This is a genomic window from Occallatibacter riparius, assembly GCF_025264625.1.
In the GTDB taxonomy this organism is placed as follows: Bacteria; Acidobacteriota; Terriglobia; order Terriglobales; family Acidobacteriaceae; genus Telmatobacter; species Telmatobacter riparius.
Window position 1 is genome coordinate 381797 of sequence record NZ_CP093313.1, and the last position, 14491, is coordinate 396287.

Consider the following 14491-nt stretch of genomic DNA (forward strand, 5'->3'; position numbering starts at 1 on the left):
CATCCTGTTCAATGGTTGATTGTCTGGCTGGACATTCGCGTCAGGTCGGTTTGCGCAGACGTGCGCGCCCGCCACTGATAAGCCGCACAGGAGTTCTTCGAGAAATACTTTTCCTGCGCCTGGGTGCTGCGGGTTGCGATGTAGCGCTGCGCCACGCCAAAGGTGTGGTCATAATCGGCGAGTTGATCGCTGTTTGGCCAGTCGCTGCCAAAGAGCATGCGGTCCTCCCCGAAAAGCGACCAAAGCTGATCGAGGTGCTCCTTGTAACGGCTGACATCGAAGGATACGCGACCGTCGAACGTGCGCACTATCTGGGAACCCTTCACAAAAATGCGAGGGCGTTGAGCTAGTTCGCGAAGCGTTGATTCGTACTCGCGACGGTCAGGTCCTTCGCTAGGAATATCCAGGTTCGGCAGGTGATCGATAACTACGCGGAGATTTGGTACGCGATTCGATATCTCCAACATAGCGGAGATCAATGCAGGATTGGGGTTCGCAGTGTCGAGCACCAGACCGGCCTCGGCGAGCAGTTTGAGGCCGGCGATGAATTGCGGGTTGTGGGCCGCAGCAACTGGATCTCGATTCCAGAGATTGCCGTAACGAATCCCCAGGAACAGGTGCGAGCGGTGGAGCTGGTCAAGGGTGGCCGCGAAATCTGGCGTGGCGGGGTCCAGGTCTCCGATGAAGCCCACCACAAGCGGATTGCTTTCGACGACCTCCTGCAACCAGAAGTTATCGATCAGCCATGGGCTGCACTCGATTGCGATTGCGCCGGCGACGCCGTGCGGTCCGGCAAGACGCGCATAGCGGTCCGGTAAGGCAGGCTGGTAGAGCTTTTTATCCGATCTGTCGGGCCAGGGGATGCCGCCAGGGCGGCCCGGATCAAACAAGTGGATGTGCGTGTCTATAACAGGTGATCCCGGAGCCTGAGCCGTAACGCGCGGAAGAGCGAACGCAGCGAGGCTGGCGGATTGGAGGAAGATTCGGCGATTCATGTCGTCGCATCGGCGCGAGTCCAGGACTAGCGCACGGAGATTCACGCGGGAACGGGATGGAAGACCTCCGCTCCTCCTGCTGCCATCATCGCAACGCACTATAAGGATGAAGGCGGAAAGATGTCAATATAAATCATTTATGTATTGGACTGTCGGCCAAAGTAGAAATTAGGCTCAAGCTTCGGCGCCAGCTACCGCCTCTTCCACTAATCCGCACAAGCAGCACGGCGCCCGGGCACTAAACCCGGGCCCCGTCACGTCTGATTTCACTGTGCTTCTAGAACTCCAGGCGGGCCGCGAACTGCGCCTTGCGTTGATCCGTGAGCAGAACTGTCGCGTTGCCGAAATTAGTCGCGTTATCAAGCGTCGAGTTGATCGAGTGCGAGTCAAACCGGACGCTGTTGGTCACGTTGAAAGTTTCCCACCTGAGTTGGATGCGCATGCGTTCCCCCAGTAAGAACGTCTTGTTCAGCCCCGCATCCCAGTCATAATAGCCATCTCCGCGCAGGGGATTGCGTGTGCCCGACCCTCCGGGCAGTGTGTAGTCGAAGCTCGCGAATACTGCCTGCGGGTCCGCGAACCGCTGGGCCAGGTGGCCGTGCTTCGCCGCCCGCGAGGGAATCCGCGCAATCTGTGTTGCCCAGCCTTCAATGTCCCAGTTCGTCGGCCAGTTGCCTCCCTCGTTGACGGCGAAGGGGAACCCGCTCGTCCAGCGAACAATGCCTGTGGTCTGCCAACCTCCCAGCAGCGCATTCGTCAGCCGGTTCGCCGTCCCAAGGAAACGTCTTCCGCGCCCGAAAGGCAGGTCCCAAACGTAGTTCCCGTTGATCTGGTGGGTGGCGTCGTAGTCCGACACCCCATAAAGCTGGTTCGGCGCCCACGTGTTGATAATCTGCGCATTGTTATTCGAGCCCGAACTGCTCAGCCGTTCCGCCTGCGAAGCGATGTCCATCGACTTCGACAACGTGTAGTTCACGTCCGCGAACATCCCGGTGCCGATCTGCTGCCGATAGATCACCTGTAGCGCGTGGTAGTTGGAATACGCGATCGAGCGCCACGCATACAGCGCCGAATACTGGTCGTGATAGAAGCGGTACGACGGATAGGCTCCATTCGGATTGACTCCAGCGCCCGTCTGGGAATCGGGCAGATCCAGCGAGAACAACGCGTAGGTCTCGTTATAGATGTTTTGCTGGAAGATCTGGTAGACGTTCTGCGTCGCGGATGCCGGCCCCGCTCCATAGCCCAGATCCACACCCCCCAGCCCGCCGAACAACTGCTCCCAATACGGAATCGGCTGCACCGCGCCCACATCCGTTCCCGCACGGGCAAGCTTCGACAGCCTCGCCGCCTCGGCAAAGTAGTTCGATCCCGCCGCCGAAAGATTGATCGGCATGGCGACATCTTCCTGCGCCAGCAGGTGATGTGCGAGCCTCCCTACGTAAGCGATCTCGAGCGAAGAGCCATTGTGCAGTTGCCGCTGGATGGAGAAGTCGATCAGGTGGGCATACGGCGTCTTGATCTTTGAATCCATGCCCCAGCTGATCGCGAACAAAGAGGGATCAGGCACCGCCGGAAACCCTCCCGGAGGTGCGGCCGGGATCACTTCGGCAGGAATGGTGTTGATATCCGTGAAGCGCGGTGCGGTACCCACCTCAACCGACCCCGGCACGTTGGAGATCTGCGAAGACAATCCGAACGACCCCGTCGTGTCGAACGTGTTCACAGTGGCCGCGCCAAAGTGATCGAACACCAGCGAGTATCCCGCGCGGATGCTGCTCTTCCCATCCCCCAGAAGCTTGTTCCAGAGACCATCCGTTGGGCTGGGCGACCACGCCACGGCCACTCGAGGCCCAAGGTCCTTCTTTTCCATGTTCCAGAAATCGGGCCGCCCGTTCGAGCGCCCGTTCAGATCGAACCCCACCTGGCCCACGGCGTTTGCCGCCCCGCCCTGCGCTGCCTGGTTGGCGCTCTGTTCGTAATAGTCGGTGAGCGAGAACGGCGAGCAGGTACCTCCCGATACCTTGCAGATCCCCACCTGCGTACCACTCGTTTCCACCGGCGGCTGCAGCAGCGAGTAGCGTAGCCCGTATGTGATGGTCAGGTTCCTCAGCGCCTTCCACGAATCCTGCGCATAGAACTCGTACTCGTTCCAGCGGTAATCTCGCTTCAAGGGAGTCCCCAGCGCGAGCGCGGCTCCCGTCTTGGTGTAGTTGTAGACGGCATCGCCTTCGGTGATGATTCCCACGTCGCTGAGCAGCGCTGAGTTATAGCGGTTCTTGAAGGTCTTTGATACTGCCGGATAGCCGTAAGCTGCCGGGTCGAACGGTCCGCCATTGCCCGCCACCGTCGATCCATTCGCAAGCCATCCCGCATTCATCTGTCCCGAGGGAAACGAGTTGGCGTTGCTGGCTCGCTGGTCATCGATTAGCCGCAGGTTCACGCCCACTTGGAAGCTGTGGTCGTGCTTGGTCCACGACAGGTCATCCACCACGTTATGCAGCGGGATGATCACCCCCGTGCTGTACGTGAATGCCTGCGGCGAAGCAATGCCGGAGAAGTTCACGTGCGGCTGGGTTGAAAGTCCAGCGGCCTCCACCCCCTGTCGCGTGAAACCATACCGTAGCTCATTCACCAGGTTGGATGTGATGACCGCTGAATAACCTGCCGCGAATCCTTTGTTATTGGTCAGCACGCGTGTTGACGGCGGCTGGTCGGGAAATGCCGGCGTCGTAGGCTCATCGTCATTCTGAAGATTGCCCCGAAAGAAAACGCTCTGCTTGCCCGTCACGTTCCAGTCCAGCCGCCCAATGTACGTGTTGTACGTGCGATGGATGTTGTAAGGGAAGCGGTAACCTTGCGTGTTCAGTCCATCGCCCTGCGTCGCATCATTCGGCATCGGATAGTGCGAGAACACATTCAACACGTTCTCGTTTACCCCGATCCCCTGCGGGTCCATGCGCTTGATATCGGCAGGCGTTAGCGTCGTCACCGTGCCCGATGCGTTCTCATACTGGATATTTCCTGCCCGAAGGCTCGCCATCGGCACGGTCCCCGCATACACGCTCTGCCCCTCGGCATCCCGCCGTCCTTCGTAGTTCATGAAGTAGAACACCCGGTCTCGCAGCAAAGGACCCCCAACTGCCCCGCCGAACACGTTGCGAATAAGCTTGGGCGGCCGGTTCGGCTCGCCGGCCGCAATCTGTTGCTGCTTGTTGAAGAACGAATTCGCCTCCAGCAGGCTGCTGCGGTTGTATTCGTATGCCGAACCGTGAATCTTGTTCGTCCCGCTTCGTGTGATCAGGCCCACCTGCGCCCCTGAAGAACGTCCCTCCGCAGCATCGGGATTACTCGTCGTCACGCGAAATTCCGAGATGGAATCCTGTGTCACTCGAAGAACGCTGGTGAACGCGTATCCATTGTTGATGTCGTTCACGTCCACTCCGTCCAGCGTGATGTTCGACTGATCGCTGTGCCCGCCGTTCACCGCGCCGCTTCGCGAATCCCCCGCGCTGTTCCCCACTGAATTGGTTCCGTTGTTCGAATCCGTGCGACCCAGAAATGTCACTCCCGGTTGCAGGCTCAACAGGTCAGGAACATTCCTTCCTTCAATGGGCAGCGATTCGATATGTTCTTGCGAGAAGGCATTGCCCAGCGTGGCGTCAGTCGTGTTCAGCATCGGCTGGACGTTCATTTCAACCTTTACGTCTTCCGTCACGGATCCGAGGGTCAGCACTACATCTTCCGTTGCCGGCTGACCGACCAGCAGATTCATTCCGCGCTTTTCGGCCACCGAGAACCCGGCGCCCGTCACCTTGAGCGCATACTCTCCTGGAGGAAGCTGCGAGAACTGATACTCGCCCGTACTGTCCGTCGTGCTCTGCCGGGTCGCTCCGGTTGCGGTTAGGGTCAGTTCGCAGTGGGCCCCGGTCACCGCAGCCCCGCTCGGATCGGTCACATGGCCCCGCAGCGATGTTGTGGCTTGCCCAAACACCTGAACACAGCAGCCAATCATGGAAACGAGCACAAAGCATGCAATGCGCGCACGCCGCATCTGGACCTCCTGAAGAAGTGGCTATTTTGCAATGTCTGTAGCTACCGGGTAGGGGAGACTGCTCACCGGATTAGAATTCCGGCCTGAATGGCTTCCTTTGTACAGCAGAAGCCGTGAAAGCAGAATAGATCATTTCACCCGATCTCGATCGGATGCTTGTGGCCTTAATCTTCCGCCTTTACTGTTCCGATACTGCCTTCACGCCCACCTCGTGATCTACCGACGTGGTTCCGGATTGCCACGCCTGCGGCGGAGAACTCGAGCCGATCATCCAATTCTTGCTCGCCACGTGTCCGTCCAAACGACGGAACCCTACCTCGGATGCAAGTAGAGGATTCGCGGTGCCGTGAACGACAACCGGGTTCCTGAATTGATCATCTTCGACTAGATTTGAGTCCCAGGACTGAACAGTTCGAGAGCCGCGGATTGCGCCGCGTCACCGCGGGCCGCCGGACTGCGCGCCACCCTCTGGTCAGCGCTTGAAAGACAGTCCTGGCTCAAGCCATAAAAACAAGGATCGGCCTATCTCCGGGAGCTGACACGCTATCAGCGTAAGCAGCGGAATACCCACAATCGGAAGCACCTTGATGAAGAAATCCACGTCCAGCTTTCCCGATTCGGTCTCCGTCGTTCGGCTCAATATTTCTTCGCGGCACACCTAACCTTGTATGCCTGAACCAGGGTCAAACGCATCCGATCTGAACACGCCAATTGAGATCACGAAGAATGCCCGGCGTTTGTGGGAAGATCACGATTTGCGTGCTATCGGGAGATCACACGGCTCGATCCACTCCGAAGGATGCTGCGTCAGGCGGGGAAGCGTCTCGCTTCCGATAGCCTTCATATATGAATCGAAGGACTTCCCGCGACTCGCCGAATCACGGTTCTGTGCAAACGCGATTTTTGAGCCGTCGAAGAGGGAGACGTCAGTGAGGTCTTGCTTTGCAGCTGGTTCCGGAGGCCGCCAGCAGAAGGCTCTCCCATTCTTATGCTGGCGGCCCCCTCCGGCCAGGCGCGTGTATGCAGCGGCGCGCACCTGGAGCGGACCGGAGGAGCCCACCTAGAGTATGGGCCCATGTAATCTAAGCATCTCGGGCTCGGCGCCACAGCGAGTCCGCGAGAGACCTCGTTCCAGGAGCAACTTGGGCGGGTCTCCTGAAACAACGTCCAGTTGAGTCGCCCGACGTGTACGCCAGGTATCGAAGCAGAGAAGAGGGCTGCCCGAGGTCCACGTTCTGCAACTGCAATTGAGATTGCAACTGACCTGCCAAACTTAGGAAAAGATGGGCAGACACAGCTTGGCGTGGCTATGCTGTAGTCAACTTGTCTTAAGAACAGGGATGGAAGAGCTTGCGCGCCCGCAACCAAGGCAGCAGAACTATTGGGCAGGGTATGTTCCGGCGTGGAGGGCTGACATCCAAGGCGACGGTCAGATTTGATGTTTGGATTTTCGGACAGATGTCTGAATTACAAGACGCTCCGGCGATGTGATTTCCCGCACTGCGGCGCCGAAGCTGCCGGTTTAAGTTCGGCAAAAGGAGTGCTGTAGCAAGCTTCATTGACCAATGTTCCGGCCCTGCTGAGCCATGATTCAGAGCGCGCCATCTCTCGACCGTATTGAAAGACTGGCGTTCCGACGCCAAGAGACTGCTTTCTGCGTTCTCACGCTGTTGGTGCTCGCATCGCTTCTGGTGCTGCATACCTGGTTTGCATCTCTGCTGGGCGAACCTTCGCAAACGGTCATTCTGCTGCTTGTCTTCAGTTTCCTAGGGAAACTTCTTGAGTGGTACTGGCTTTGGCGTCAGCGGGACGGGATCAGCATTAGGACGGTGCGGATTGAAACAGCTATTTCGATGGTGGGCCTCTTCCTGTTGACTTGGCTGCTGGCCGTCTACACGGGCCGCGATGAGACCCCCTATTTTGTTCTCCTTGCGATCTCAATCTTGCAGTGTGCCTATCACTGCAGTTTGCTGGAGACAATCGTCACGGTTGCGGCGGCGATAGGACTGATGTTCGGGTGGGCTAACCATTTCTATGCGCTGCACCCTCCGCCACGGGCGACGCAATTCCTGGAGTCCGGGATGATCTCCGTGATCTACGCAGTGATGGGGTTGCTTGTCTGGTACCTCGTTCACCAGCTCGGCGATAAGGAAACCAGGCTGTTCGAGAACATGGCCGAACTGGAGGCTACTCGAGAACGGCTCGCTCGCGAAGAGAAGCTTGCGGCGGTGGGGAGCTTGGCGAGTGGAATTGCGCATGAGATTCGGAATCCTGTGGCAATGATCGCGAGTTCCCTGGAAACGGCCGGATATCCCAATGCGAATCCGGATGAGCGCGAGGAGATGTTCGCAATCGCCGCGAGGGAGGCCAAACGGCTGGAGAATCTGACTTCTGACTTCCTCGCTTATGCGAAGCCCAGGGTGCCACAGCGGACCGACGTGCGGATCTCGGATGTTCTGGATCACGTGGCAAACATAGCGCGACTCCGGGCGAATGAGTCGGGTATTCGGGTCAAGTACGGCCCATCGCATGACGGAATTGTCGCGGTTGACCCCTTTCAGGTGGAAGGCGCTCTGGTCAACCTGGCAATCAACGCGATTGCAGCAACGAAACAGGAGGGAACGATCCATATCCGGTCCCAGATCAAGGATGGCTACGTTCATTTCGAAATTGAAAACACGGGGGAGAAGATCCCGGAGGATGACCTTCAACATATCTTCGAACCCTTCTTCACGACAAAGCGCAGTGGAACAGGGCTTGGACTCGCAATTGCAAGAGCCATAGCCAGATCGCACGGCGGAGACATTTTGGTAAGCAAGAACGAAGATGGTGCAGTAGCATTCACCATGACCGTAGCGACCGCACCTGCCAGTAACGATGAGGAGATGTGACACATGGCGAAGATCCTGATTGTCGACGATGAAGCCGGGATGCGGCGGATTCTCGCAGTCAATCTGCACCGGGACGGGCATGTCATTGTTGAAGCGGGCGGAGCGTCAGAAGCTCTGCGAGTGCTGGCCGCTCACGATTTCGACGTAGTGTTGACCGACCAGAAGATGCCTGACGGCAGCGGGCTGGATGTGATGCGGGCAGTTCACGAAGACGATCCGACGACATCGGTGGTCTTTCTCACGGCCGTTGGAACGGTGGAACTGGCGGTTGAAAGCATGCGCGAGGGCGCGTTTGATTTTCTGACCAAGCCGTTTGTGCCGGACGTGGTGCGGGCCGCGGTTCGCCGCGCATGTAAGCATTCGGCTCTTCTGAGAGAGAACGCCGTTCTCAAGAGCCAAGTGCGCCAACTGGTGGGAGCCGATGAACTGGTGGGCGAATGCCGAGAGATCCAGACGGTTCGCGAACTTATCGCGCGGGTTGCAGGCACGAATTGCACGGTGCTGATTACGGGCGAGACCGGAACCGGAAAAGAGCTAGTGGCACGCGCCATTCACAAAAACAGCCAGCGATCAGAGCGACCCTTTATCGCCATCAACTGCGCCGCCATGACGGAGACTCTGCTGGAGAGTGAGCTGTTTGGCTATGAACGGGGTGCGTTTACGGGCGCCGATAAGGCGCGGGCGGGACTTTTCGAGGCAGCGCACGAGGGCACGCTGTTTCTTGACGAGGTTGCGGAGATGTCCGCCGCCGCCCAAGGGAAGCTCCTGCGCGTATTGGCTTACGGAGAGCTGCAGCGCGTCGGTTCAACGACCACACGCCAAGTGGACGTGCGGGTGCTTGCGGCAACGCACAGGAGCCTTCAGGAGAGAGTGCAAAGCGAACTGTTCCGGGAAGACCTATATTACCGGTTGGCAGTGGTACCGATTCATCTGCCGGCGCTGCGCGAAAGAGTTGAAGATATTGAAGAACTCTGCAAAATGTTATGTGCGCGCATCGCCGCGGAAATGAATACGGCCCCGCGTGTATTAAGCCCGGCGGCAATGGCGAAACTTAAGGCATACCAATTCCCGGGGAACATTCGGGAGCTCAAGAACCTGCTCGAACGCGCCATGATTCTGGCTCAGGGGCCTGAGCTAGGGGCGGAAGACTTTCCGCTGCAGAGTGCTTCGGCATCGCTGCGTGGAGCGTCGGCAGAGTTGTCCATCGAGGATCTGGCGGAGCGTCTTCCAAAGCAGCTGAACCTTCGAGATACACTCGCAGAACTCGAACGGGCACTCATCCAGCGTGCTCTGCGCATCTCGAATGGGATTCAGGCTGAAGCGGCGCGGCAATTGGAGCTTTCACGCAGCGATATCGGATACAAACTCGGTAAACATTCGCTGGCCGGCTCCTCTCGCACGACCATATCGGCCGGCGGGGAATTGGAGCATCGCACGGAGTAGCGCTTCCTACGCGGCGGCTGTTCGTTCCTCTGGCAATTGGGTCCGGCCGGCTTGGGAGCTCCGAAAATCTCCGACCGGCTCGCCTGGGGCGACAACGCGCAGAGCATACAGAATCGACAGGAGATCGATACCCTCCTGCAATATTGCTCCCTCGATTGGCTTGAGATAGCCGAGAGCACTGAAGGCGATTCCAATGGTACTGAGGGCCATTCCTCCGATTGCACTTGTCAGTGCGATGCGCCGCATCTTCATAGATATGTGAATGAGTTCATCCACACTTGCGAGCGATGATTGAAGAATCACTGCGCCAGCCGCCTCTGACGTGATGTCGCTGTTTACGCCCATCGCGATACCGACAGTGGCGCTCATCATAGCGGGAGCATCATTGATGCCATCACCGATATAGAGGGTGGGGTGAGCGACGGTGAGCTCTCGGACGATGGAGAGCTTCTCCTCAGGAGACTTCCCGCCGAATGTGTCGGGAATCCCCATGGTGGAGGCGAAGGCTTCCACCGCGGCGGGCCGGTCGCCGGACAGTAGCACAACTTTGGTGATTCCATGGCGAGAACGAACGTGCCCCAGAAAGGGACGGCTTTCTGGACGAGGTTCATCCCGGAAGCGGAGCAGGCCGGCGAGTTCTCCGTCGATGAGAATGATTGACTCAAGTCCGGGCATGACCTCTGGTAGACGGCGCTGCAAGCGAGCTGGGAGTTGATTGCGGCCAGTCATGATTACCATACGACCGTCAATGTGCGCGCTGATTCCGTGTCCTGGAATTTCGAAGACGTCTGAAGTCGGCGAGAGTTCCATCTGCTCGGCGCGGGCAGCTGTGAGGATCGCGCTGCTGAGAGGATGCTTCGAATACCGTTCAAGTGAGGCAGAGAACCACAGGATTCCCCTTGTGGAGTACGGACCGAGGCTGACGATCTCCTGGAGCTCGGGCCTTCCGTATGTGAGGGTGCCGGTCTTGTCTGCGATCAGGGTCTCGCAGGCAACGATTTTCTCAAGCACCAGGGGGTCCTTAATGATGATGCCGCGTTTTGCAGCGACCGAGATTGCGCCAATAATCGCAACGGGTATCGCCAATATGAGCGGGCAGGGAGTGGCGATGACCAGGACAGCGAGGAAACGCTCCGAGTCTCCGCTGGCAAACCAACTCAGCGATGCGATTCCAATCGCGGCCGGCGTATACCAGCCTGCCAGGCGGTCTGCGATGCGTCGCATCCTGGGGCGGTTCAGTTCGGACTCCTTCAGGATGCGAACGATCCGTGCATACCGTGAGTCGGCAGGAATATGCGTAGCCTGAATCGTAAGACACGCGCTTCCGTTGATAGCACCGGACAGCACAGTAGCGCCGGGCGCCTTGGCCACGAAGAACGGCTCCCCTGTCAGGTAGGATTCGTCCATCTGGCTATTGCCTCCGATGACAGCACCATCGACGGGGCAGAGTTCGTGTGGATGAATCGCCAGAAGGTCACCTACCGCAATCTCCTCGAGCGCAACATCCTTCTGCGTTCCGTCAGGCATGATCTGATGTGCAATCTGAGGCATCCGCTTGGCGAGGGCAGTCAGCATCGAAGAGGCGCGCCCGGTTGCGTAGTCTTCCAGCGTCTTGCCTCCGGACAACATCAGGATGACAACGCCTGCAACCCAGTATTGGCGGAACAGCAGAGCGCTGCCGATAGACAGAGCAGCGAGAACATCTACGCTGAAGTTGAGACGGAATAGCTGGCGCGCCAGGTCTAGCAGGAGCGGAACGAACGCAACCAGCGTCGCGATCAAAAGGACGAGTTCTGCTGCCTTCACATAAGCCAGCATGTGCAGAGTCCCGCTCACTGCCATCCCGGAGAGTATCCATAGCGCAACCACTGCGTGCCCCGATGCTCCGGAGGACCATGCCGTGTTTTGTGTCGATCCTGGCATACATCCTTCCCCCGATCTATGACGCGAGCTTCGCCGGGCGAGCGCCCCGGAGCCGTTGGGTTCGCGATCTTACCGAGTTACTGGCTGACGAGGCTTGTCCGGTCGCGCGTGTTGAAGTCTTGGCGAACGGCTTGACGATGATCCCCTTCGGAGTCCACCTATGAATCTCCAAGGACTTCGAGCACTCCGGACAAAGCCAGAAGTAGCGGCTGGGCACAATGCAGACCGGAAACCCGCTCTCGTCGCCGGTGGTGCGGCCTCCTGGCGGCAGGTCCAGTTCAATCAGCCGAAGCGTTCCGTCGAAGAAGTGATCTGCAATTCTGCCGCATTCTGGATTCGCGCAACGCATCTCAACCCTCCATGCCAAGCGGCTCGGCACGCAACCGAGTTCTGCGGTGATGAATGTCCGGAGCGGCGCACGAAGCTTGGTCGCGGGGCTGTTCGATTGAATTGCCAAGAACGAGAACAGGACATGGCATCTCAGAATAGAGCCGTCTCACGATGCTTGAACGCGGAAACGACCCATGATGACGCCCAGGTAAAGAGCGGAGCACCAAAAGATCATGCGGCTTGCGCGCATTGAAGTCCAGGATTTCAGACGCTGCATTGCCGCGTCGAATTGATATCTCGATTGGACCAGTCAGTGAAGTGCTTCGCGCAGCTGAAACAGGAAGCCATGACCTGACCGTCAACGGGCTTCTTTGCTCTGCCGCCAGTGTAGACTCTGCGCCGTCGAACACATGCAGAACTGATAAGGCGGCATGCTGCGCTCTGGCCACTTCCAACGCAAAGTTGAAGGTGAGTTCAAGGTCCGGGGAGTGTGTAACGGGAAGCAGCACACGGCGGATCGGAGGTGCTGGAGACAGGCTCAGAGAAACAGATCTGCCGATGACACAGACTGGCACGCTCAGGGCTGAGACGAGAGATTCTTCCAGTCCAAACTGTGCAACTTGTTGATTACCGCGGCTCTGGGTAACCATGACGCGATCTATGTCGAACGTCCGTACCACAGCGGGTAGATGTTGCGGTGTAACGTCGGTGAGGAGGAAGGCTCGGGCCAGGAACTCCGCTAAGAGAGTCTTGCGTCCATCATCCGACTGAATGCTTACGCGCCCGGGCACCCAGGGTGAACAGGAGCCGTCCGCACTCCGCGAATCGTCCGTCAGAGTGCTCCCTGGGCTCAGTTTGGCAAGGAGCAGTCGGGCGCCGGATTTCTCAGCATAGCGGATTGCCGTGAGCACCTGGGCAGGATCGTCGGATGAACGCATCACCACCAGAGTCGTTTTCGGAGAACACCACTTGCGAAATAGCTTGCGAGACATCGAGCCTTCTTTCGGTCGCGTGCAGCGACGACGCGCGGGTGCAGTCGAGACCACGCAAGACCCTCCGATTCTGCACCAACGCGCCGCTACCAATCGCAAGTGCATCTCAGTGACCAACAACAAAGCGGGGATTCATTGGACTTAGGGGAGGTGTGTGCTTGTTTGTTGGGGTGCATGTCTGAAGTTCGTAACGGAGTGTCTGAAGTTTCGGACCATCGCGCTGGCCGGCTGTCCAGGCGGCAATCACCTGGTCGCTAGCGCGGATGTCAAAATTCTTTTACGAATCGATCAAAGATCTCGTACAGTCGGCTATCTCGAGACATCGGCACGTTCGCAACTGCCGTAGATCATCGCATCTGTCTGCCGCGGGCACGGCCCTCGAAGTGCTAGAGACAGGATGTCGGGGCGCAATTACTTGCAATTCTGCCCTGAGGAGAGGATCTATGAAATCGAATTGCCTCGTCCAGCGTGTGTGGCTGGCTCTGCTTGCGATCGCCGCTATTGTCGCGTTTGCACCCGGCATTCGCGCTGCCACTACTCTCGAGAATATGCAGGCCGCCTTCAACGGAGAAAGCAACGCGCACGCCCGCTACATCGCCTTCGCACAGCAGGCCGACAAGGAAGGATATCGCGATGTCGCCAACTTGTTCCGTGCGGCAGCGCGTGCGGAACAGATTCACGCTTCGAATCATGCGGAAGTCATTAAGCAACTGGGTGCCCAGCCAAAGGCGGACATCGAGAATGCGCAAGTAAAGTCGACGCGCGAGAATCTTGAATCTGCCGTGAAGGGCGAGACGTATGAGCGCGACACCATGTACCCGGACTTCATCAAGCAGGCCAAGTCGGATGGGAACGCGAAGGCTACCCGAAGCCTGAACCTGGCGAAGACGGCCGAAGCGGAGCACGCCAAACTTTACCGGGCAGCGCTCGAGGGGCTTAGCGGCGGCAAGACCGCTTCAGCGGCAGGCTATTACGTGTGCCCGGTCTGCGGCTTCACCGCGCGAGTCCCGGATTTTGAAAAGTGCCCTTCGTGCTTCACGCCAAAAGAGAAGTTCGAGAAGATAGCCTGAAATCGAGCCCGATGTGTTGCCCTGCTCGGCGACACATCGGATTGCCAGTTGGAGGGCATATGATGCTGGTTCCATATCTGCCGGATTGGGAATCGCTACATCCTCTGGTGATTCATTTCCCGATCGTGCTTCTACTCCTGAGTCCCGCCTTTGTCCTGACCAGTGCTGTGCTTTCACCACAGAGAGGAAGAGCTTATCTGATCGTGGGGCTGGCATTGTTGCTGACCGGAACGGGAAGCCTCTTTTTGGCCGTTGAGACCGGAGAAGCGGCGGCCGAATTGGCCGACCACACGCCGGGAATGACTCCCGTGCTTCAGGCCCACGAACAGCTTGCATCCCAGACGCGGATGCTCTTTTCCGGCCTGAGCTTTCTCCTAGTGGCCTTGTTTGTCCTGCCCCATTTTTCGGCCCGGCCGTTAGCGAGGATATACTCAACAGTCCTTCCCATGGTTTTCCTCGCGCTGTATTTAACAGGCGCACTCGCACTTGTAAATACAGCACATCAGGGCGGCAGACTGGTTCATCAATTTGGAGTTCACGCGATGATTACGCACTAGGTGATTTGATTGTGCGCTGACAGAAGAGCGACCTGTGCATCTCGATACGAACATAAAAACCCTGCAAAAACCTCGTACCTAATTCTCACTGTTCTGCTGGTCGCTCTAGCTTGGCTGCATTTCGGAACCTTCTTGCTCACTTTGTTGTTTGGCTAATGCACTTTGCTCGATGGGGATCGCACTGGCCTGCTTCTAGCGACTGCTCGTAATTGGGAAATGAATAGACAATTCTCACC

8 protein-coding genes are annotated in these 14491 nt (G+C 58.0%); 4 read left to right on the forward strand and 4 right to left on the reverse strand.

Going from position 1 to position 14491, the window contains the following annotated elements; translation table 11 throughout:
- Positions 1-8 precede the first annotated feature (8 nt).
- Positions 9-995 (reverse strand): amidohydrolase family protein, encoded by a 987-nt coding sequence (locus MOP44_RS01320; protein WP_260794092.1) that lies wholly within the window; start codon positions 993-995, stop codon positions 9-11.
- Positions 996-1272: 277 nt separating this feature from the next.
- Positions 1273-5049, reverse strand: coding sequence for a TonB-dependent receptor (locus MOP44_RS01325; RefSeq protein ID WP_260794093.1), 3777 nt, complete (start codon positions 5047-5049; stop codon positions 1273-1275).
- A gap of 1586 nt (positions 5050-6635) precedes the next feature.
- Here MOP44_RS01325 and MOP44_RS01330 point away from each other — a divergent pair.
- Together MOP44_RS01330 and MOP44_RS01335 are read left to right on the forward strand one after the other, a co-directional pair.
- Positions 6636-7940: a sensor histidine kinase gene (locus tag MOP44_RS01330; RefSeq protein WP_260794094.1), complete on the forward strand. Its 1305-nt coding sequence runs from the start codon at positions 6636-6638 to the stop codon at positions 7938-7940.
- 3 nt (positions 7941-7943) lie between these two features.
- A complete protein-coding gene (locus MOP44_RS01335; protein WP_260794095.1) occupies positions 7944-9383 on the forward strand; it encodes a sigma-54-dependent transcriptional regulator in 1440 nt (479 codons plus the stop codon).
- Positions 9384-9389: 6 nt separating this feature from the next.
- Here the strand turns inward: MOP44_RS01335 and MOP44_RS01340 are convergent, their stop codons facing one another.
- Together MOP44_RS01340 and MOP44_RS01345 are read right to left on the reverse strand one after the other, a co-directional pair.
- Complete coding sequence (locus tag MOP44_RS01340) at positions 9390-11306, reverse strand: heavy metal translocating P-type ATPase (RefSeq protein WP_260794096.1); 1917 nt, start codon at positions 11304-11306, stop codon at positions 9390-9392.
- A gap of 350 nt (positions 11307-11656) precedes the next feature.
- Positions 11657-12628: a universal stress protein gene (locus MOP44_RS01345; protein ID WP_260794097.1), complete on the reverse strand. Its 972-nt coding sequence runs from the start codon at positions 12626-12628 to the stop codon at positions 11657-11659.
- 443 nt (positions 12629-13071) lie between these two features.
- Between MOP44_RS01345 and MOP44_RS01350 the strand changes: the two genes are divergently transcribed.
- Positions 13072-13698 carry a rubrerythrin family protein gene (locus MOP44_RS01350; RefSeq protein ID WP_260794098.1) on the forward strand — a complete coding sequence of 209 codons (627 nt, stop codon included), beginning with the start codon at positions 13072-13074 and terminating at the stop codon, positions 13696-13698.
- A gap of 59 nt (positions 13699-13757) precedes the next feature.
- Positions 13758-14255: a DUF2231 domain-containing protein gene (locus MOP44_RS01355; RefSeq protein WP_260794099.1), complete on the forward strand. Its 498-nt coding sequence runs from the start codon at positions 13758-13760 to the stop codon at positions 14253-14255.
- Positions 14256-14491 lie beyond the last annotated feature (236 nt).